Here is a 20451-nt window from a genome sequence, read left to right as displayed (position 1 = left end):
AGTGCGAAGGAATGATTCGGCCGGCGGCGACGCTTAGCCCTCGAGCGGCCGGTGCGCGGTCTCGCGCGCGGCGACGAGCGCGATCGACGTGACGACGAGCGCCGCGGTGACGTACAGCGACACGGCCGTCGTCGTGCCCGTTTGCCGGAACAGCGCGGCGATCACGAGCGGCGCGAAGCCGCCGCCGACGATGCCGGCGAGCGTGTACGCAAGCGACGAGCCCGCATAGCGCACGCGCGTCGGGAATTGCTCGGTCACGAACGCGCCCTGCGGGCCATACATCACCGCATGGATCACGAGGCCGATCGCGACGGCCGCGACGATCGCCGCGGGGCGCGCCGAATCGAGCAGCGCGAAGAACACGAACGCCCATACGATGCCGGCCATTGCGCCGGCGAGATACACGGGCCGACGGCCGAAACGGTCCGACAGCGCGCCGAAGAACGGCACCGCGAGCGCGTTGCAGGCCGTGCCGATCATCACGGCCGTCAGCGCGACGGGGCGCGACAGGTGCAGCACGGTCGTCACGTAGGTCAGCGTGAAAACGACGATCAGCGCGTACAGCACGTCCGAGCCGATTCGCGAGCCGCCCGCGATCAGCAGGCGCTTCCAGTGGTACTTCAGCACGTCGGCGACGGGCACTTCGGCGGTCGCGTGCGATTCGGCGAGTTGCTCGAACTGCGGCGTTTCGTCGACGCCGCGCCGCACCCAGAAGCCGAACGCGACGAGCAGCGCGCTGGCCGCGAACGGCACGCGCCAGCCCCACGACAGGAAGTTGTCCGAGGTGGTCGACAGCGTGACGAGCGCGATGCAGCCGGTGCCGAGCAGCGTGCCGAACGACGGGCCGATCTGCGTCCACGACGCGGACAGCCCGCGCCGCTTCTGGTCGCCATGCTCGACCGACAGCAGCACCGCGCCGGCCCATTCGCCGCCGAGCGCGACACCCTGCACGAAACGCAGCGCGACGAGCAGGATCGGGCTCAGGATGCCGGCCTGCGCGTAGGTCGGCAGCGCGCCCATCAACGCGGTCGTCACGCCCATCAGCACGAGCGTGAGCATCAGCACCGCGCGGCGGCCGATGCGGTCGCCGAGGTTGCCGAACACGAAGCCGCCGAGCGGGCGTGACACGTAGCCGACCGCATAGGTCGAGAACGCGAGGATCGTGCCGGCCAGCGGATCGACCGACGGGAAGAACAGATGGTTGAAAACGAGCGCGGCGAGCGTGTTGTAGATCGTGAAGTCGTACCACTCGAGCGACGTGCCGATCATGCTCGCGGTCGCGAGTCGGCTGTTGCGGACATGGCGGGGCGCGTGGGCGGCGGGCTGGGCGAGCGTGTTCATGGTGTCGGGCAGATGGTGACGGGTGACGGGATGAAGCGTGGGCCGGTGTTGGCGTCGGCGTCGGGCGTTTCAGGCAGACAGGGCGGCAGCGGCGGCCGGTTCGGTTTCGGCGTCGCGTCGCCGGGCAGGCAGCGGTGAAGCGGCGCGCCACAGCAGGCCGAAGGTGCGCACGTCGTCGTGTCCGGCGAGCGAGGCGGCCACGCGGCGCGTGGCCGCTGCGTCGCTGCCTTCGATCAGCACCAGCGCATCGGCGGCCGGGCAGGCGGCCGCGGCGGCGCCGATCGGCGCGGACAGGTCCGGCGACGTGCGGAAGAGTCGCGCGGCGTGGATGCCGGGTTCTTGCAGGGCCGTGTCGAAGCGCTCGCGCAGGCGGGGCACATCGATGCGGTCGGGCGGCAGCACGAACAGCGCGAGATGCGCGCCTTCGCCGTCGCCGGCCTCGATCGTCAGCTCGCCGACACGCCGCTGCGTACCCGTCATGCGCGCGAAGTTCGCGAGCGACCATGCGGTCTGCTGCGTGAACGCCCGCCGGTACGCGTCGCCGCGGAACACGTCGAGCGAATCCGCCACGTACAGCGCGAGGTATCGGCGCGGGCCGCCGTCGGTCGCGCGAAACCGCCGCGCATGTGTGAAGCCGGGAATCGCGACACGCTCCTGCATGTGCTCGCGGTCGTACCACGCGTTGAAATCGGCCTCGTGCGCGGGGTCGATATCCGTCCAGACGCAAAGCTGGCCGTGCGGAAGGGAAAAGCGGGTCATCGCGGGGTTCCTCGTGACGGGGATGTCAGGAACCTCAGTGTCCCGAAGACCGGCCGCGCCAGTCCAACAAGAAAACAAATTCGCGGTGAACAGGTTTTCTTATGAGCGGCGCGGGCGGCGTTTGGCGGTGGGCGCGGCAGGCGACGCGGCTTTCGTCGTGCGCTTCGCTTTCGCCGGGGGGCGCGTCGTTGTCGCGGTCGCGTTGCGGGTGGGCATTGAGTCGGCGGCCGTTGCGTCGACGCGATCGGCGGCTCCCGTCGCACGCGCCACTTCGCTCGCGAGTTCCGCGATGCGCGCGGCCACCGGCAACCCCTGGCTGCGGTACGTCGCGACGAGCGGCAGCGCCGGGAATTCGGGCTCGACGTCGAGCAGTTCGAGCGTGCCTTCGTGCAGCTCGCGCCCGATGATCGCAGGCGGCAGCGCGGCCACGCCGAAGCCGTCGGCGACGAGGCGGATCATCGCGGCGACCGACGTGATGCAGTTGATGCTGGCCGGCCGTTCGACGGCAGCGAACAGCCGCTCGATCGTCGCGTGCGGCCCCGAATGGCGCGAGAAGCTGATGATCGGAAACCCGGCCAGGCGCGCGACGTCCAGCGGCTGGCCGCCGAGCCCGAGGCGCGGGCTCGCGGCCCAGCGCACCGGGAATTCGCACAGCGGCAGGTTCGTGAAGTCCGGGCCCGGCACCGGATCGGTCTGCAGGATCAGGTCGACGCCGTCGGTGCTGAGCAGGCGCGTCAGATGCAGCGTCGTGTCGCTGGTGATCTCGACGTCGAGGCGCGGGTAGCGCTCGCGCAGTTGCGCCATCAGCGCGGGAAACCAGCTGTGCACGATCGATTCGATCACGCCGATCCGGATCAGGCCCGCATCGCTCGCCGCGTCGATGTCGCGCCGCATTTCTCCGTCGAGCCGCACGATCCGCTCCGCGTAGGCCAGCATGCGCCGGCCCGCGGGCGTGAGCGTGGCCGAGCGCGTGTTGCGGTCGAACAGGCGCACGTCGAACGCTTCCTCGAGCGATGCGATGCGGCTCGACACGGCGGCCTGCGTGGTGTGCAGTTTCTCGGCCGTGAGCCGGAAGTTTTCCAGCTTCGCGAGCCAGACGAAGGTTTCCAGAAACCGGATGTTCATCGCGTTCCGAACGGTGAGGCGGTGCCGCGCCCGGGCGGCGGATCGGGACGATGTTAACGGATTCGGCAGCGGGCGGGCACGCGCGACGCCTTCTTGTGGGCGTCAAAGCCGGTCGAACGCGAGCGTCGGCACGTCGACGGCCAGCGCGCCGCCGTCCGCGACGAGCGTCGCGCCGGTCACGAACGACGCGTCGGGCGACGCCAGGAACGCGCAGACGGCCGCGATCTCGTCGGGATCGGCCGCGCGCCGCAGCGGCACGTCGGCGCTCACGCGGGTGTACGCGGCGTCGAGCGAATCGCCGTGCGCGGCCATCAGCGGTGCCATTTCCGCATCGGCCATCGGCGTGCGGACCCAGCCCGGGCAGACGGCGTTCGCCCGCACGCCGTGCGGGCCGTAGTCGCGTGCGAGCGATCGCGCCAGCCCGAGCAGCGCGTGCTTGCCGACCGTATAGCCGCATACGCCGGGCCCGGCCGCGAGCGCCGCGATCGACGCGACCAGCACGATATTGCCGCGCTGCGCGATCAGGTCGGGCAGGCATGCGCGCGCACTGACGAACGCGGTATCGAGGTTCGCGTGCATCGCGTCGCGCCATTGCGCGTCGCCGGTTTCGTCCGCGCGGCCGACGCCGTGGCCGCCCGCGCACGCGACGAGTGCGTCGACGCGGCCGAAGCGGTCGGCGATGCGCGGCAGGAAAGCGGCCCAGTCGGCTGCGCTGGCGGCGTCGCCGGCAAGCGCGAGGCCGCCGGTTTCGGCCGCGAGTGCAGCGAGCGGCGCCGGGCGGCGCCCGATCAGTACGACGCGGTCGCCGCGACGGGCGAAGCGGCGCGCGCACGCAGCGCCGATGCCGGTGCCTGCGCCGGTGATCGCGATCGTGCGGGGTGGCGGGTGCGTCATGTCGTTCTCCGGAAAGGGGGGTGTTCCGGCCACTTTAGGCGGCGCCGGCGCGCGCCGGTATCCGCCGAAAGGATGAACGCGGGCCGTCCGGATGGCCAAGCGCGGCGGCCGGCGCCCATTTTGCAAAGGCTGACGATGTCCGGCGCCGAATCGCTCTATCCTCCACATTTTTGCGATAAGCCACGAAAGCCCGGCAAAATAGCGTGGGCGGGCGCGCAGCGGCGCGCGGCGCGTCGGCCGTCCGATTCCGTCGTACGAATGGTGCGACCCGCAAGGGCGCGGCCGGCGAAGGCGCGGCCGGCAAATGCGCGGCAGGCGGGAGCGGCGCGAGCGGACATCCGATGCGCAAGCATCGCGTCCGCCGACGGATCGTGTCGCCACGGCGTATCGCCCGGTCGCGCGCTGGCGCGGGCGGACCATCGACAAGAACAGGGAGGGGCCGGCAATGAGGCTGGACGACGAAAGAGAAAGCATGAACGTCGAGGATCGCCGTGGCGCCGGCGGTTTCGGCGGCGGGCGCGGCGCGACGATCGGCATCGGCACGATCGTGGTCGCGCTGGCCGCATCGTATTTCTTCGGGATCGACCCGCGCGTCGTGCTCGAAGGCGCGTCGGCGCTGCAGGGCCGCCAGCAGCAGGCGCAGCCCGCGCCGACCCAGCGCCAGGGCGCGCCGGCGAACGATCCGGGCGCGGTGTTCACGCGCAAGGTGCTCGGCAATATCGAACGCACGTGGACGGGCGTGTTCAACACGCAATTGCACGCGCAATACGAACCGCCGAAGCTCGTGATGTTCACGAACTCGACGCCGACCGCGTGCGGCACCGGCCAGACCGCGATGGGGCCGTTCTACTGCCCGGGCGACCGCAACGTGTACATCGATCTCGGCTTCTACGACGAGCTGCGCAAGCGTTTCGGCGCGGGCGGCGATTTCGCGCAGGCCTACGTGATCGCGCACGAAGTCGGCCATCACGTGCAGAACCTGCTCGGCATCGCCGACAAGGTCGATGCCGCGCGCCGGCGATCGAGCCAGACGCGCGCGAATGCGCTGTCGGTGCGGATGGAGCTGCAGGCCGACTGCTTCGCCGGCGTGTGGGCGAACAACGCGCAGCGCGCGAACCAGCGGCTGATGGAGCCCGGCGATTTCGAGCAGGGGCTGAAGGCGGCGGCCGCGATCGGCGACGACCGTCTGCAGCAGCAAGGGCAGGGCTACGTCGTGCCCGAAAGCTTCACGCACGGCACCAGCGAACAGCGCGTGTACTGGCTGCGGCGGGGGATGGAGTCGGGCGAGGTGAGCGCCTGCGACACGTTCGCCGCGAACGCCCGCTGAAACGAGGCGCGCGCACCGTCGCGCGCCGATATCGTCTCGGCTGAACCGGCCACTGGCCGCTGGCCGGCCCGGGACGATTTGCCGATTTGTGCTCACCGGCGCTTTTTCGGCGCCGGTAGGCTGGCCCGGACGTCGACATTCGTTGTCGTCCATCCGCCAGCCGATTCCCGATGCCGACCTCATTCGTTTCCGCCGACCACGACGCCGCCGACTGGCGACGCACGCTGCGCGCGTGCGTGGACGCGTTCGACGCATTCGCGAGCCCGTCGGCGATCGTGTTCTATCGGCTCGACCACAGCGGCGAGCCGGCCGATTTCGAGCTGTTCGGGATGCCGGAATCGATGCATCGCACCTATGTCGCCCGCTACCGGATGCTCGATCCACTGCATCCGTCGCGCTGCGCGTCGGGCGAATGCGCGGTCGTCACGCTCGCATCCCAACTGCCTGACGAAAGACGCGCCGCGTCCGCGTACTGGACCCGGTTTCTGCGGCGGCACGACGTGGCCGACGTCGTCGAGATCTGGCTGCGCGACGCGGGCCGCACGGTCGGCGCGTTCTCGCTGCTGCGCTTCGGCATGGGCGACGCGAACGGCAACGGCACGGCAGGACGGTTCGCACCCGGCGAGATCGACGCGCTCGCGCGGCTGCAACCTGTCGCCGAAGCCGCGCTGAGCCCGCTGCTGCGTGCACGGCGCGGAATCCACCGGATCGGTTGCGAGGAACGGCTGACCTACCGCGAGGAGCAGATCGCACGGCTCGTGCGCGACGGCCGCTCGAACAAGGAGATCGCGCGCGATCTCGCGCTCGCGCAACCGACGATCAAGACCCACCTGATGCGCATGTACCGCAAGCTCGGCGTGTCGAATCGCACGGAGCTGGTCGGCGCATTGTTCCTGTAATCGCGCTGCCGGCCGGCCCGCGAGATCGTGCAATTCGATGCGCGATCGTCTTGCCGATGACGCGCTGCCAATTTGCGCTCACCGGGCGCGATCCCTCGTCGATACAGTGGTCCGACGCCCGCGTGCCTTACCGGCACGCGGCCCAGCCACGACAATCAACGAGACGCCCATGAGCAACACGAACTTCGTCGCCGTCAGCGACACCGTGCGCACCTTCGTCGCGCGCGATTTCGGCCTCTTCGTCGACGGCGCCATGCAGCCCGCGCATGCGGCGGCACGCCTCGACGTGTACAACCCGGCCACGGGCGAGCGGCTCGCCACCGTCGCGGACGCCGACGCACACGACGTCGACCGCGCGGTCGCCAGCGCGAAACACGCGTTCGACGCGCGCGTGTGGAGCGGGCTGCGGCCGGCCGAGCGCGAGCGCATCCTTCTGAAACTCGCGGACCTGATCGAAGCCGACGCCGAAACGCTCGCGCAGCTCGAAACGCTGAACCAGGGCAAGTCGATTCACGTGTCGCGCGCGATCGAAGTCGGCGCGAGCGTCGAATACGTGCGCTACATGGCCGGCTGGGCGACCAAGATCACCGGCCAGACGCTCGACGTGTCGATTCCGTTTCCGCCCGGCGCGCGCTATACGGCCTATACGCGCAAGGAGCCCGTCGGCGTGGTCGCCGCGATCGTGCCGTGGAATTTCCCGCTGATGATCGCGGTGTGGAAACTGATTCCCGCGCTCGCGGCCGGCTGCACGATCGTGCTGAAGCCGTCGCCGGAAACGCCGCTCACCGCGCTGCGCCTCGCCGAGCTCGCGCGTGACGCCGGCGTGCCGCCCGGCGTGTTCAACGTCGTCACGGGCGGCCGCGTCTGCGGCGCGGCGCTCGCGAGCCATCCGTCGATCGCGAAGATCTCGTTCACCGGGTCGACCGCGACCGGCAAGCTGGTCGGCGCGGCGGCCGTGCAGAACATGACGCGCTTCTCGCTGGAGCTCGGCGGCAAGAACCCGATCGTGATGCTCGACGACGTCGACGTCGCGCAGGCGCTCGACGGCGTCGCCGCCGGCGCGTTCTTCAACCAGGGGCAGGTGTGCGCGGCCGCGTCGCGCCTTTATGTGCATCGCAGCAAGTTCGCGCAGCTCGCGGACGGCCTCGCGGGCGTCGCGCGGTCGATGAAGCTCGGCGCGGGGCTCGACACCACCGCGCAGATCAACCCGCTCGTGTCCGCGCACCATCGCGACAAGGTGGTCGAGCACATCGAAGGCGCGCGCCGCGCGGGCCTCACGTTCCTCGCGGGCGGCACGCCGGCCGACGATCTGCCCGGCTATTACGTGAAGCCGGCCGTGATCGCCGATCCGCATCCGGACAGCGCGATCGTGCGCGACGAGGTGTTCGGCCCGGTGATCGTCGTCGTGCCGTTCGACGACGCGGCCGACGCGATACGCCTCGCGAACGCGTCGCCGTACGGCCTCGCCGCGAGCATCTGGAGCAACGACCTGAAGCGCGTGATGAATCTCGTGCCGCGAATCGAGGCCGGCACCGTGTGGGTGAACTGCCATATCCCGCTCGATCCGTCGATGCCGTTCGGCGGCTACAAGCAATCGGGCATCGGCCGCGAATTCGGGCAGTACGCGATCGAAGGCTTCACCGAAACCAAATCCGTGTGCATCGCGCACTGACGCGCGGGCCGATCCGACCACCGCAAAAACCGCAAAAACCGCAACAACCGATCCGAAAGTGGAGACTGCAATGAGCTACAACGAAGCGAAGTTCTGGCACCCGATGCTGCACCCGAACGAAATGAAACAGCGCAAGCCGATCCGCATCGTGCGCGGCGACGGCTGTTACGTGTTCGACGAACAGGGGCGCAAGCTCGTCGACGGCGTCGCGGGTCTGTGGAACGTGAACGTCGGCCACAACCGCCAGGAAGTGAAGGACGCGATCGTGCGCCAGCTCGACGAGCTCGAATACTTCCAGCTGTTCGACGGCATCTCGCATCCGCGCGCCGAGGAGCTGTCGAAGAAGGTGATCGACATGCTCGAACCGGAAGGGATGCGCCGCGTGCTGTACAGCTCGGGCGGCTCCGATTCGATCGAGACCGCGCTGAAGATCGCGCGCCAGTACTGGAAGGTGCGCGGCCAGGCCGATCGCACGAAGTTCATCTCGCTGAAGCAGGGTTATCACGGCACGCATTTCGGCGGCGCGTCGGTGAACGGCAACACGGTGTTCCGCCGCAACTACGAGCCGAATTTGCCCGGCTGCTTCCACGTCGAGACGCCGTGGCTGTACCGCAATCCGTTTACGCAGGATCCGGAGGAACTCGGCCGGATCTGCGCGGAAATGCTGGCGCGCGAGATCGAGTTCCAGAGCCCGGACACCATCGCCGCGTTCATCGCGGAGCCGATCCAGGGCGCGGGCGGCGTGATCGTGCCGCCGGCCAACTACTGGCCGCTCGTGCGCGAGGTGTGCGACCGCTACGGCGTGCTGCTGATCGCCGACGAAGTCGTGACGGGCTTCGGCCGCAGCGGCAGTATGTTCGGCAGCCGCGGGTGGGGCGTGCGCCCGGACATCATGTGTCTCGCGAAGGGGATTTCGTCGGGCTACGTGCCGCTCGGCGCGACGGTCGTGAACGCGCGGATCGAGGACGCGTTCGCCGCGAACGCCGATTTCGGCGGCGCGATCATGCACGGCTACACGTACGCCGGCCACCCGGTCGCGTGCGCGGCCGCGATCGCGAGCCTCGACATCGTCGTGAAGGAGGATCTGCCGGCGAATGCGGCGAAGCAGGGCGCGTATCTGCTCGAGGCGCTGCGGCCGTTCGCGGAACGCTTCGCGGCGGTCGGCGAGGTGCGCGGCAAGGGGCTGATGCTCGCGCTCGACCTCGTCGCGAACAAAGACACGCGCGAGCCGATCGATCCGCTGTCCGGCTACGCGAACGCGGTCGCGGAAGTCGCGCGCGAGAACGGCGTGCTGGTGCGTCCGGTCGGCACGAAGATCATCCTGTCGCCGCCGCTCGTGATCCAGCGCGAACAGCTCGACCGGATCGTCGACGCGCTCGCGGCCGGCTTCGAGGCCGTGCCGTTCGCATGACGGCGTGACCGGCAAACCCGCGGCGGAGGGTAAACGCCATCGCGGGTTTGCCGATTTGCGCTATGACCGGATTATTTTGCCTGCGTATTTTTTCGACATCGGATCACGCCGTGATCGACAGGGGCCCGGGGCATCGACGCGCTGACGCACCGCCCGGGGCCGACCGCAAAGCATCTGGCCCCGGCCGCTGACGAAGCGCCGGTTCGGGCCAACCCACGAAGGAGACAACGATGTCGGGATGGTCGGGAATGACCGGCGCCGCGGGCGATACGTCCGCCGGCTCGCCGGCTGAAGCAGGCGGCGGCGCCGCATTGAAGGCCGGCGCGGTCGGTTTCCCGACCGCGCTGGCGAGCGCGGTCGGCCTCATCATGGCGAGCCCGGTGATCCTCACCGCGACGTCGGGCTTCGGGATGGGCGGCTGGGCGTTCGCGGTCGCGATGATCGTCGCGTTCGTGATGATGCAGGCGCAGGCCACGACCTTCTCCGAAGCCGCCGCGATGCTGCCGACGGCCGGCTCGGTTTACGATTACCTGTCGTGCGGGCTCGGCCGCTTCTGGGCGATCACCGGCACGATTTCCGCGTATTTCCTCGTGCACGTGTTCGCCGGCACCGCGGAGACGATCCTGAGCGGCATCATGGCGCTCGTGAACTTCGAATCGCTGAACGCCGCGTTCGAGAAGCACAATAGTTCGTGGCTCGTCGGCGTCGGCCTCGTGGTCACGTTCGCGATCACCAACATCATCGGCATCAAGGTGTTCAGCAAGCTCGAGATCGTGCTGACGGCCGGCATGTGGCTGTCGCTGATGATCTTCGGGATTCTCGGGCTCGCGGCCGCGCCGGCCGTGCATCTGGACGGCTGGTTCGGCGGCTCGGAAGTCGGTACGTCGATCCCGTCCGTGCTGTCGCTGGTCGGGATGGCGATGTTCATGTTCGTCGGCTGCGAGTTCGTCACGCCGCTCGCGCCGGAAATGAAGGCGCCGGGGCGCACGATTCCGCGCGCGATGGCGCTCGGCCTCGTCGGCGTCGCGATCTGCATGTTCCTGTACGGCGCGGCGATCCGCCGCCAGGTCGCGAACGTGCCGGTGAGCCCCGACGGCCTCACGCATCTGCTCGACACGCCGGGCGCGATTCCCGCGTTCGCGCTGCAGGTGCTCGGGCCGTTCGGGCGGATCTGGTTCGGCATCGCGTTCCTGTGCGCGGGCGCCGCGACGATCAACACGCTGATGGCCGGGCTGCCGCGCATCCTGTACGGGATGGCGATCGACGGCGCGCTGCCGCGCTGCTTCGCGTACCTGCATCCGCGCTTCAAGACGCCGGTGGTCGGCATCGTCGCGTCGGCGATCGTGCCGATCGTTCATGCGTGGCTGATCAACGGCAATCTCGACAGCATCCTCCACCTCGTGCTCGCCGCCACCTGCGCGTGGGGCACCGCGTACCTGCTCGTCACCGCGTCGGTCGTGATGCTGCGCATCCGCCGGCCTGACTTGCCGCGCCCGTACCGCTCGCCGCTGTTCCCGCTGCCGCAGATCGTGTCGAGCGTCGGCATCGTGCTCGCGATCTGGTACATCACGCCGCCCGGCATGAACCCGCGCGACATCTACGTGCCGTTCGGCGCGATGCTCGGGCTCACCGCGCTGTATGCGCTGTTCTGGACGCTCGTCGTGCAGCGCCGGCATCCGTTCAGGCCGGTGCCGGTCGAGGACGTGCTGCGCAACGAGCACGTCGCGTCGTGAAGGCCGCGCTTGGCCCGTGGCGTGCGGCGCCCGATGCGCCGCCGCCCGGCCATCGGCCCGGCGCGATCGCCGCGCGCGTGCTCGCCGACCTGCGGGCCGTGCGCGACGCCGACGCGGTCGGTGGCGTCGGCGGCGTCTCGGCACGGCTGCCGAACGGCGTGCGCGTGGGCATCGACGAGCGCGTCGAGCGCCAGTTCCTGATGCATACGGTCAGCGTGACGGTGACGGCCGCCGTCGACGGCCCGGCCGCGCAGGGCAGCGCATGCGTGCGGCAGACCGGCTGGCTGCGCCGTACGGGTATCGAAGCCGTGCCCGCGCCCGGATGCGACCCCGTCTTCATCGACACGCTGGCCGCGCTGCTTGCCGGGCCGTCGCTGGCCGACGCGCTGCGCGGGCTGCACCTGACCGACTGCGCGATCGCCGCGCGCGATGGCCGCTGGACGCTCGCGATCGTGCCGTTCGGCGGTAGCGAGGTCGTGAACCGGATGCCGTCGTTTCGCCGCTATGTCAGGCTGATCGACGAGCAGGCCGCCGCGCTGTCGGCGGCCTGTCTTGCGTTCGAAGCCGCACTGCGCGGGATTTTGCGAGGGTAAGCTGTGGCGATGCGTGCCGCGTGAACCCGGCGGTCGCATCGAGAAATCAGGGTTTTACCGGAGGTGCCGATGCTGTTCCAGTCACGCTCACACGAAGACGTGCACGATCACGGGCTCGCGATCGCGGGCTGGCATCAGGTGTACCGTCAGATGACGCCGGGCCGTTTCAAGGGCACCGTCACGCAGGTGCTGTACGACGATTTCCACTTCTTCCGGGAAACGACCAACCGGCGCGTCGCGCAAACCGGGCTCGCGCCGGCCGGGCGCACGTCGCTCGCGGTGCCGTTGTCCGTGCCGCTCGCGGGCACGTTCCAGGGCCAGCCGGTCGACGGCTATGCGCTGCTCGCGCTGCGCGCCGGCGAGGATTTCGAATTCCACACGCCGGAAGGGATGGGGCTCGTCGGGATCAGCGCGGCGTCCGACATGGTCGACGAGCTGTGCGAGGCCGAATTCGGCGCGGCCGGCGCGCGCCGGCTGCGGCACGTGACGCGGCTGTCCGACGCGCAGGGCGTCGCGCTCGGCGTGCGGCTGTCGTCGCTGATCGACGACGCGCAGCGCAATCCGGGCTGCCTCGAATACGCGGCCACCCGCAAGATGTTTCGCGACGCGATGCTCGGCATGTTCCTCGACGCGCTCGAACAGGGGATCGGCGTCGAGCGCCGCGACATCACGCACGCCACCTACAGCGACATCGTGAGCCGCTGCGAGAAGCATCTGCGCGACCGGCCCGAGGAACCCGTCACCGTGCTCGAACTCTGCCGCGCGCTGCGTTGCAGCCGCCGTACGCTGCAAACGAGCTTCCAGCGCGTGGCCGACGTCACGCCGGTCGGCTACCTGCGCACGATCCGGCTGAATGCGGTGCGTCGCCTGCTGCGCACGACGTCGGTGCGGCAACTCGGCGTCGGCGAAGCCGCCGCGAGCTGGGGCTTCACGCATCTCGGCTATTTCGCGCGCGAGTATCGCGACCTGTTCGGCGAGCTGCCGTCGCAAACCTTGCGCCCCGAATGATCTGCCCGCGCCGCGACGGTGCCGCCGTGTATCGCTCGTCCCCATCACCATTTGCTGATTTGGGATAGAGGTCCGGAATTTTCGCTGGATAAAGTCCTGCCACCCATATCGACAACACCATCGATTCGCACTGCGTATCGATGATCACGGAGGGGCGGGACATGAAGAACGGACGACGACTGGCCGCAGCCGCGGCCATGCTGGGTTGCGCGCATGCGGCGCACGCGCAGACTTCGGGGAGCGTGACGCTGTACGGCACCGTGGACACCGGCATCATCTATTCGACGAACCAGCAGTTCACGCGCGCCGACGGCAGCACGGGCGGCGGCCATGCATGGCAGATGGGCGGCGGCAACCTCGTGCCGTCCCGCTTCGGCTTCCAGGGCGCCGAGCCGCTCGGCGGCGGCCTGAATGCGGTGTTCACGCTCGAGCAGCAGTTCCTGTCGGCGAGCGGGCAGGCGCTGCAGGGCGGCACCGCGTTCAGCCGGCAGGCGTGGGTCGGGCTGCGCCACGATTCGATCGGCACGCTCGGCCTCGGCCGCCAATACGATTCGTACACGGACATGCTCGGCGCGTACGTGTCGAGCAACAACTGGGCGACGCCGTATGGCTCGCACCTCGGCGACGTCGACAACCTGAATGCCGCGTTCAACTTCAACAACGCGGTGAAGTTCACCAGCGCCGATTTCAACGGCCTCACGTTCGGCGGCACGTTCAGCTTCGGCGGCCAGGCCGGCGATTTTTCCGCGAAGCGTGGCTATGCGGTGGCCGCGACGTACACGCGCTCGCCGGTGGCCTTCTCGGTCGGCTACCTCGACCTGCACCAGCCGCTCGACGCGGCGCTCGGCGGCGCGAGCGGCTATATCGGTGATTTCGCGTGCGGCAACCCGGGCGCGATGTATTGTCTGCTGCAGGATGCGGGCTCGATGCGCGCGTTCGGCGCGGGCGGGTCGGTCACGCTCGGCGCGGCGACGCTCGCGCTGACCTATACGCATACGCGGCTCGGCGAGAGCCGCTATTTTTCGAGCGCTGCGCAGCCGCGCACGCAGGCGTTCACGTTCGACGTCGGCGAGCTGAACGTCACGTACATGTTCACGCCGGCGCTGCAAGGCGGCGTCGCGTACATCTTCAACGCCGCGCATACGGACGGGCGCGGCACGACGCGGTTCCACCAGGTAAACGTCGGCACGAACTACAGCCTGTCGAAGCGCACCGCGCTGTATGCGGTCGCGATCGGCCAGATCGCGAGCGGCACGGGGCTCGGCACCGATGCGGACGGCAACGCGGCGAACTATGCGCAGATTCCGGTGCTCGCGAACAGCAATTCGAGCCGGCAACTGGCCGTGATGGCCGGGATTCGCGTGAACTTCTGATCTGGCCGGGAAGGTCCGGCCGGGAAGGTCCGGTTAGGAATCTCTGGCCGGGCAGGTCGGGCGCGTGCGCGACACATGGTCCCGCAAGGCGGGGCAGCCGGATCGCGCACGGCATCCGCGTCTGCGCTGGCATGGCGGCGGCACGCTGCCTGCGCTCGGCATCGACCTGACCGCCTGGCCCGACAACGCGACGTTGACGATCGACCATCCGGACGGCGCGCTCGTGATCCACGACGACCGCCTGGATCGGGCATTCGACACGATACGTGTGAAGATTCGACTATAGTGACGGCCGTTCCAGACCGTCTGCCCGAATTGCCGTGATGCCTGCATCGATCCTGATTCGCCCCGCCACGCGGGAAGACGCGGCCGCGATGGCCGCCGTGGAAGTCGCCGCAGCGCAGCGGTTTCGTGCGATCGGCATGGCCGACATCGCCGACGGCGAGCCGACCGATGCGGCCGCCGTGCTCGAGCGCATCGACGACGGCCGCGCGTACGTCGCGGTCGATCCGCAACGCACGTGCGTCGGGTTCGCGTTCTACCGGCTGCTCGATGCGCGGCGGTTGTATCTGGAGGAGCTGGATGTCGCGCCGTCGCATGCGGGGCAACGTATCGGCGCGCGCCTGATCGAACAGGTGACGGCGCGCGCGGCGCGGGAAGGGATCACGGAGATCGTGCTGTCGACGTTCCGCGACGCGCCGTGGAATGCGCCGTACTACGCGCGCCTCGGTTTCCGGATCATCGACGATGCAGCGCTCGACGACGCGCTGCGCGCGATCCGTGCGCACCATGTCGCGCTCGGTCTCGACGAAACACGGCGCGTGTTCATGCGCGCGGACGTGCGCATCTGAACCCGCGCCGTTGTGCCGTCAGGCCGCGTCGCTCAGCGCCGGGTAGTCGGTGTAGCCGGTTTCGCCTTCCGCGTAGAACGTCTCCGGCACCGGCTGGTTGAGCGGCGCGCCGAGTTCGAGACGGCGCGGCAGGTCCGGGTTCGCGATGAACAGCTTGCCCCACGCGATCGCGTCGGCGCTGCCGTTCGCGAGCGCGGCCTGCGCGGTGTCGAGCGTGAACTGCTCGTTCGCGATCAGCGGGCCGCCGAACGCTTCCTTCAGGCGCGGGCTCAACTGGTCGCCCGAATACGATTCGCGCGTGAAGATGAACGCGATCTTGCGGCGGCCGAGTTCGCGCGCGACATAACCGAAGGTTGCCGCCGGATCGGAATCGCCCATCGTATGCGCGTCGCCGCGCGGCGCAAGGTGCACACCGACCCGGCCCGCGCCCCACACGTCGATCGCCGCGTCGACCACTTCGAGCAGCAGGCGCGCGCGATTCTCGATCGGGCCGCCGTATGCATCGGTGCGGCGATTGGTGCTGTCCTGCAGGAACTGGTCGAGCAGGTAGCCGTTCGCGCCGTGAATCTCCACGCCGTCGAAGCCCGCCGCCTTCGCGTTCTCGGCGCCCTTGCGATACGCGGCGACGATGCCCGGAATCTCGTCGAGTTCGAGTGCGCGCGGCGTCACGAACGGACGCGGCGGACGCACGAGGCTCACGTGGCCGCCCGCGGCGATCGCGCTCGGCGCGACCGGCAGGTCGCCGTTCAGGAACATCGGATCGGAGATCCGGCCGACGTGCCAGAGTTGCAGCACGATGCGCCCGCCGGCCGCGTGCACGGCCTGCGTGATCTGCTTCCAGCCTTCGACCTGCTCGTCGGACCAGATGCCGGGCGTGTCGGCATAGCCGACGCCTTGCGGCGTGACCGACGTCGCTTCGGTGATGATCAGGCCGGCCGATGCGCGCTCGGCGTAGTAGCGCGCCATCAGCGCGTTCGGCACGCGCGCCGTGCCCGCACGGGCGCGGGTGAGCGGCGCCATCACGATGCGGTTCGGCAGGGTCAGGTCACCGAGGGTAACGGGATCGAACAGCGTGGGCATGGCAAATAACCTCTTACGAAAGGCGGAGAAGCCGTCGCGTCGGATACGACGGCGCTCCGCATGGCCGGTTCGGCCGTTGGCTAGAGTTCGCGACGCAGCGCGTCGTGAAATGCGTCGATGACGGCCTCGTTGCGCCGGAAGAACGCCCACTGGCCGATCCGCGTCGACGTCACGAGCCCCGCGCGCTGCAGCGTCGCGAGGTGCGCGGAGACGGTCGACTGCGACAGCCCGCAGCGCGCGTCGATCTGGCCCGCGCAGACGCCGTGTTCGTATGGCAGCGTCTGCTGCGGAAAATGCTCGTCGGGCGTTTTCAGCCAGACGAGGATTTCCCGGCGCACGGGGTTCGAGAGCGCTTTCAGGATCGCGTCGATGTCGAGTTCGGTCGGCATGGAAAGGCTGGGTGTTTCGGTCGGGCAAACGGGTATCGTCGATGGGCGAATCATATATCGTGTTTTTACGATATGTTTGAAAGCACTGCCGGCAATGGGGTTGATAGGGCGTTGTAATCTCGGGGTCGGATAGAGCGCGATGTGAACCGCCGTCGATGAGGGCCGCCGGCTTCAGGTCGCCTTGCCTGCAATCCGCTATCGCCGTACGAGATCGGGCGAAGCGTGCATCGGCGCGGAGCGCGGTACGCAACCGGCGGGCTGATTCGTTTTCCGCAACGGACCGGCGGCGCGCGACGGATTCTGCGACCATCGCCGTTCAAGTCATGTCCGCCACCCGAGCCGCCGCCATGTCCGTCACTTCCGCTGCCTTTTCCCGCATCCGACTCTCGCGCATGCTGCCGGCCGCTCGAGCCCTGTCCTATGCCGTTCCGCTCGCGCTGGCCTGTGCCGCCGCCGGCATGCTGGTCGGCGCGCGGCCGGCCGAAGCCATTACGCCCACACAGCGCGAACGTCTCGAAGCGCCGGTCAAGGCCGTCGCCGACCAGCGCATAACCGTCGACACGCCGCAAGGCCGTGCGGTGTTGCCCGTCTACGCCGATCATCGGCTCGACCAGGCCGCGCCCGACGTCACGCGCGTGTTCATCGTGATTCACGGCACGCTGCGTAATGCCGACGCGTACTACGCATCGGGGCGCGAGGTCGTCGAGAAGGCCGGTGCGGCTGGCACGGGCACGATGGTCGTCGCGCCGCAGTTCCTGACACGCGCCGACGTGCGCGCGTTTTCGTTGTCCGCGCCGACGCTCGCATGGACGCAGGAAGGATGGAAGGGCGGTGAACCGGCCCGCCAGCCGGGCCCGATCAGCTCGTTCGCGGCGCTCGACGCGCTGCTCGCGCATTTCGCCGACCGCGGCCGGTACCCGTCGTTGTCGACGGTCGTCGTGATCGGCCACTCGGCCGGCGCACAGTTGCTGCAGCGTTATGCGGTGGCCGGGCGCGAAGGCGACGTGCTCGCGCGTACCGGCATTGCCGTGCGCTACGTTGTTGCGAACCCGTCGAGCTACCTGTATTTCGACGACGAACGGCCGAATGCCGAGGCCATGGCAGGCGGCGCCTGCCCGCGCGCGACCGAATGGAAGTACGGGTTGAAGTCGGCGCCGCCTTACGTTGCATCGCAGGACGTGCGCGATCTCGAAACGCGCTATGTCGCGCGCCATGTCGTGTACCTGCTTGGGCAGGCCGACACGAATCCCACCACGCATTTCATCGACCGTTCGTGCGCGGCGATGGCGCAGGGGCCGTACCGGCTCGCGCGCGGGCTCGCGTATTTCGATTACCTGAAGAAGCGGCATCCGGACGATCTCGCGCAGCAGGTCGTCGAAGTGCCGGGCGTCGGGCATGACGGCCTCGGCATGTTCACGTCCGCTTGCGGGCTGGCCGTGCTGTTCGGGCAGGCGCTGCCGCAGTCGTGCCCGGTCGTCGCCGGTACCGCGCCGGGCATGCGCTCGGCGGGGCGGTGAGCATACGCCGATGACGACCGGCCGGCATCGTCATTCGACGGTGATCGTTTCCTTCATGTACGGATGAATGCCGCAGAACACCTTGTAGACGCCCGGCTTGTCGAAGCGGAACGCATACGTCTCATCCTGGTCGAGCGCCTTCGAATGAAAGATGCCGGCATCGTTGACGACGGTGTGCGGTTCCGCGTCGAGGTTCTTCCACGTGATCGTCGTGCCGGCCTTGATCGTGGTCGACATCGGCGAGAACATGAAATTGCGGATCGTCACGAGCGGGCCGTTCGGGCCCTGCGCGAACGCGGCGAGCGGCGTGCCCGCGGCCGCGCCGCACAGGAACAGCACCGCGACGATTCGAGATGGCTTGAAGCGGATCATGTCGGTATCCTTATTTTTGTCACGCAAGCGTCGTGTCATGCAGCGACGACGCGACCGGATGGCCGGCGAATTCGACGGTCGTCACGCCGAGCATCGAAGGCAGCCGGTCGTGCGGCACCGTGAGCGGCACCGGGCCCGGGCCGTTGCCGGCCGTCGGCTGCGGGAAAGCGGTGGACCGGGCGGTATGAAACGTCACGTTGCCCTCGACCTTCGACACGATCTGGTGGATGTGCCCGTTCAGCACGGTGACCGAGCCGAAGCGGCGCAGCAGCGCCATCGTCTGCGGCGCATCGCCGGTGCCCCAGCCCCACGGTTCGTAGATGGTCCACATCGGCATGTGCGAGAACACGACGATCGGCGTGCTCGACGAGCGGCCTTTCAGGTCCTGCGCGAGCCACGCGAGCTGCTCGTCGCCGAAGCTGCCGAGCCCGTTCGGCTTGAAGTGCATCACGTTGACGAGGCCGATGAAGTGCACGCCCGCGTGGTCGAAGCTGTAATAGCCGCGGTTGTCCGACGCGTTGCCGAACCGGCCGAAATATTCGGCGCCGGAACCGTCGGTGACGTCGTGTTCGCCGGGCACCGTGTGCAGTTCCGGCACGCGCAGCGCGGACAGCAACTGCGACGCGTGGTCGAATTCCTCGGGCTTCGACAGATGCGTGATGTCGCCGGTATGGATCGCCAGCGCGGGCAGCGCAGGCATCCCGTTGACGAGATCGATCGTCTGCTTCAGCGTGGCCGACACGTCGGGATTCGCGTCCTTGTTGAAGCCGATGTGCGTATCGCTGATCTGCACGAACAGCGGCCGGCCCGCGGCGGCCGGGCGCGCGTCGCCGGCCTGCGCGAGGGCGAGATCGAACGGCGTGAGGATGCCGCCCGACAGCGTGAACAGCGTGCCGAGGCCGCCGAAGGCCATGCATTGCAGGGCCTTGCGGCGTGACGGGCGGGTGGGGGTCGATGAAGCCATGTGAGCCTCGCATTCGCGTGACGAAACCGGACGGCCGGATCGTCCTGGAATAAGCCGGCGCCTTCGCATGCGATACCGGCGAAGCGGCGGATTTATTCCCGGCCGTTGCGAGGTCGAAAGCCGGCGCCCGCGCCCGCCACGCGAACGATCGTCATTCGGGCAAATCCCGCTGGTTGGTATCCCACTCGATCCCGCCGGCATTGAGCCGCTCGATCTTTTCCATCCGCTGCCGCGCGAACTCCGGCAGCCGGTTCGTCACGGCGATCACGAGCGCCTCGGTGAGCGCCAGCGCCGGCACGTTGGTCTGCAGCATCGCGAACGGGCGCCCCTGGATCCGCAGCACGATTTCCGCGAACGCGGCGATCGGCGAGCGCCATTCGTCGGTGACCAGCAGGATCCGCGCGCCGAGCCGGTGCGCGGCCTGCGCGAAGCGGATGCTGTCCTTCTGGTAACGGCGAAAGTCGAAGATCACGAGCACGTCGTTGCGCCCCATGTCGACCAGCGCGACGGACGCGAGATTCACGTTCGGCTCGACGTACTGCACACGCGGCCGCGCATAGGCGAGCGTGAACGAGAACAGCGACGCGAGCGGCGCCGTATACCGCCCGCCGCCGCAGAAAATGCGTACGTCCGGATCGGCCAGCACCGCCACGGCCGCGTCGAACGCGGCCGCGTCGAGCCCTTCGATCGTCGCCGCGAGCGATTCGGACAGCCGCTGGAAGATCGCCGCATGACTGTCGCGCATGCCGGTTTCCGAGTGGAACGCATCCATCCGCGCGAGTGGCGAATTCATCGCGGTGTCGATCTCGTCGTGCAGCGCCTGCTGGAACGACGAGTAGTTCGGGAAACCGATCCGGACGACGAAGCGGAACACGGTCGGGTCGCTGACTTCCGCCTGCTTCGCAAACTGCGCGATGGGGCCCAGCCCGAGACTGGGATAGCGCTCCAGCAACGCCTGCGCGACCTTCTGTTCCGACGGCGTGAAGCTATCCATCTGGGATAACAACAACGCCCTGATGCTCGTCCCCATCGGTACTCCGGCTTTCTATCTGAATTGAACTGAACGACCAAACGGCAGACGGGCGTCTGCCGCCAACTGCACGCATGTTAGCCGATCGACGTGCCGCAGGCCGCGTACGGCCT

Annotated in this window: 19 protein-coding genes and 1 pseudogene; 11 read left to right on the top strand and 9 right to left on the bottom strand. The window is 68.8% G+C overall.

The window, feature by feature from the left end:
- Nucleotides 1-33: 33 nt before the first annotated feature.
- The 4 genes from CFB35_RS24330 to CFB35_RS24315 form a co-directional block, all read right to left on the bottom strand.
- Nucleotides 34-1353 (bottom strand): MFS transporter, encoded by a 1320-nt coding sequence (locus CFB35_RS24330; RefSeq protein WP_089465653.1) that lies wholly within the window; start codon nt 1351-1353, stop codon nt 34-36.
- 57 nt (nt 1354-1410) lie between these two features.
- A complete protein-coding gene (locus tag CFB35_RS24325; RefSeq protein WP_089465652.1) occupies nt 1411-2100 on the bottom strand; it encodes a DUF4286 family protein in 690 nt (229 codons plus the stop codon).
- A gap of 99 nt (nt 2101-2199) precedes the next feature.
- Complete coding sequence (locus CFB35_RS24320; protein ID WP_060310686.1) at nt 2200-3225, bottom strand: LysR family transcriptional regulator; 1026 nt, start codon at nt 3223-3225, stop codon at nt 2200-2202.
- Between the two features lie 102 nt (nt 3226-3327).
- Nucleotides 3328-4119, bottom strand: a complete 792-nt coding sequence (locus CFB35_RS24315) for an SDR family NAD(P)-dependent oxidoreductase (protein ID WP_089465651.1) — start codon at nt 4117-4119, stop codon at nt 3328-3330.
- A gap of 445 nt (nt 4120-4564) precedes the next feature.
- Between CFB35_RS24315 and CFB35_RS24310 the strand changes: the two genes are divergently transcribed.
- The 10 genes and pseudogenes from CFB35_RS24310 to CFB35_RS24265 all read left to right on the top strand — a co-directional run bounded on the left by CFB35_RS24310 (nt 4565) and on the right by CFB35_RS24265 (nt 14986).
- On the top strand, nt 4565-5446 hold the full coding sequence (locus CFB35_RS24310) for a neutral zinc metallopeptidase (protein ID WP_059639988.1): 882 nt from the start codon (nt 4565-4567) through the stop codon (nt 5444-5446).
- Between the two features lie 170 nt (nt 5447-5616).
- Nucleotides 5617-6345: a LuxR C-terminal-related transcriptional regulator gene (locus tag CFB35_RS24305; protein WP_089465650.1), complete on the top strand. Its 729-nt coding sequence runs from the start codon at nt 5617-5619 to the stop codon at nt 6343-6345.
- Between the two features lie 169 nt (nt 6346-6514).
- Nucleotides 6515-8017 (top strand): aldehyde dehydrogenase family protein, encoded by a 1503-nt coding sequence (locus tag CFB35_RS24300; protein ID WP_060968722.1) that lies wholly within the window; start codon nt 6515-6517, stop codon nt 8015-8017.
- Nucleotides 8018-8087: 70 nt separating this feature from the next.
- Entirely contained in the window at nt 8088-9428 is a 1341-nt protein-coding gene (locus CFB35_RS24295; RefSeq protein WP_059584811.1) for an aspartate aminotransferase family protein, read from the top strand.
- Nucleotides 9429-9658: 230 nt separating this feature from the next.
- Nucleotides 9659-11161 carry an APC family permease gene (locus CFB35_RS24290; RefSeq protein ID WP_089465649.1) on the top strand — a complete coding sequence of 501 codons (1503 nt, stop codon included), beginning with the start codon at nt 9659-9661 and terminating at the stop codon, nt 11159-11161.
- Entirely contained in the window at nt 11158-11754 is a 597-nt protein-coding gene (locus tag CFB35_RS24285; protein WP_089465648.1) for a DUF3156 family protein, read from the top strand. Before CFB35_RS24290 ends, CFB35_RS24285 begins: the two co-directional genes overlap by 4 nt.
- A gap of 69 nt (nt 11755-11823) precedes the next feature.
- Nucleotides 11824-12762, top strand: a complete 939-nt coding sequence (locus CFB35_RS24280) for a helix-turn-helix domain-containing protein (protein ID WP_059584816.1) — start codon at nt 11824-11826, stop codon at nt 12760-12762.
- A 161-nt stretch (nt 12763-12923) separates the two neighbouring features.
- A complete protein-coding gene (locus CFB35_RS24275; RefSeq protein ID WP_089465793.1) occupies nt 12924-14135 on the top strand; it encodes a porin in 1212 nt (403 codons plus the stop codon).
- A gap of 106 nt (nt 14136-14241) precedes the next feature.
- Nucleotides 14242-14373, top strand: a pseudogene (locus CFB35_RS34565) (phosphatidylinositol diacylglycerol-lyase); the annotation flags it as partial.
- Between the two features lie 85 nt (nt 14374-14458).
- A complete protein-coding gene (locus tag CFB35_RS24265; protein ID WP_059639714.1) occupies nt 14459-14986 on the top strand; it encodes a GNAT family N-acetyltransferase in 528 nt (175 codons plus the stop codon).
- 18 nt (nt 14987-15004) lie between these two features.
- Here the strand turns inward: CFB35_RS24265 and CFB35_RS24260 are convergent, their stop codons facing one another.
- Both CFB35_RS24260 and CFB35_RS24255 read right to left on the bottom strand, forming a co-directional pair.
- The gene (locus CFB35_RS24260) at nt 15005-16066 is read right to left on the bottom strand and encodes an alkene reductase (RefSeq protein WP_059584832.1); all 1062 of its coding nucleotides are present in this window, start codon (nt 16064-16066) and stop codon (nt 15005-15007) included.
- An 80-nt stretch (nt 16067-16146) separates the two neighbouring features.
- On the bottom strand, nt 16147-16455 hold the full coding sequence (locus tag CFB35_RS24255; protein ID WP_059584834.1) for a helix-turn-helix transcriptional regulator: 309 nt from the start codon (nt 16453-16455) through the stop codon (nt 16147-16149).
- A gap of 347 nt (nt 16456-16802) precedes the next feature.
- Here CFB35_RS24255 and CFB35_RS24250 point away from each other — a divergent pair, with 347 nt between their 5' ends.
- Nucleotides 16803-17972, top strand: coding sequence for an alpha/beta fold hydrolase (locus CFB35_RS24250; RefSeq protein WP_089465646.1), 1170 nt, complete (start codon nt 16803-16805; stop codon nt 17970-17972).
- A gap of 30 nt (nt 17973-18002) precedes the next feature.
- Here CFB35_RS24250 and CFB35_RS24245 read toward each other — a convergent pair whose 3' ends face one another.
- The 3 genes from CFB35_RS24245 to CFB35_RS24235 all read right to left on the bottom strand — a co-directional run bounded on the left by CFB35_RS24245 (nt 18003) and on the right by CFB35_RS24235 (nt 20338).
- Nucleotides 18003-18344 carry a cupredoxin family copper-binding protein gene (locus tag CFB35_RS24245; protein ID WP_089465645.1) on the bottom strand — a complete coding sequence of 114 codons (342 nt, stop codon included), beginning with the start codon at nt 18342-18344 and terminating at the stop codon, nt 18003-18005.
- A gap of 19 nt (nt 18345-18363) precedes the next feature.
- Nucleotides 18364-19308: a metallophosphoesterase gene (locus tag CFB35_RS24240; RefSeq protein ID WP_089465644.1), complete on the bottom strand. Its 945-nt coding sequence runs from the start codon at nt 19306-19308 to the stop codon at nt 18364-18366.
- Nucleotides 19309-19459: 151 nt separating this feature from the next.
- Complete coding sequence (locus CFB35_RS24235) at nt 19460-20338, bottom strand: MurR/RpiR family transcriptional regulator (RefSeq protein ID WP_089465643.1); 879 nt, start codon at nt 20336-20338, stop codon at nt 19460-19462.
- Nucleotides 20339-20451 lie beyond the last annotated feature (113 nt).

This window comes from Burkholderia sp. AU16482, assembly GCF_002223285.1.
In the GTDB taxonomy this organism is placed as follows: Bacteria; Pseudomonadota; Gammaproteobacteria; order Burkholderiales; family Burkholderiaceae; genus Burkholderia; species Burkholderia semiarida.
This window is presented reverse-complemented; position numbering and strand designations above follow the sequence as displayed.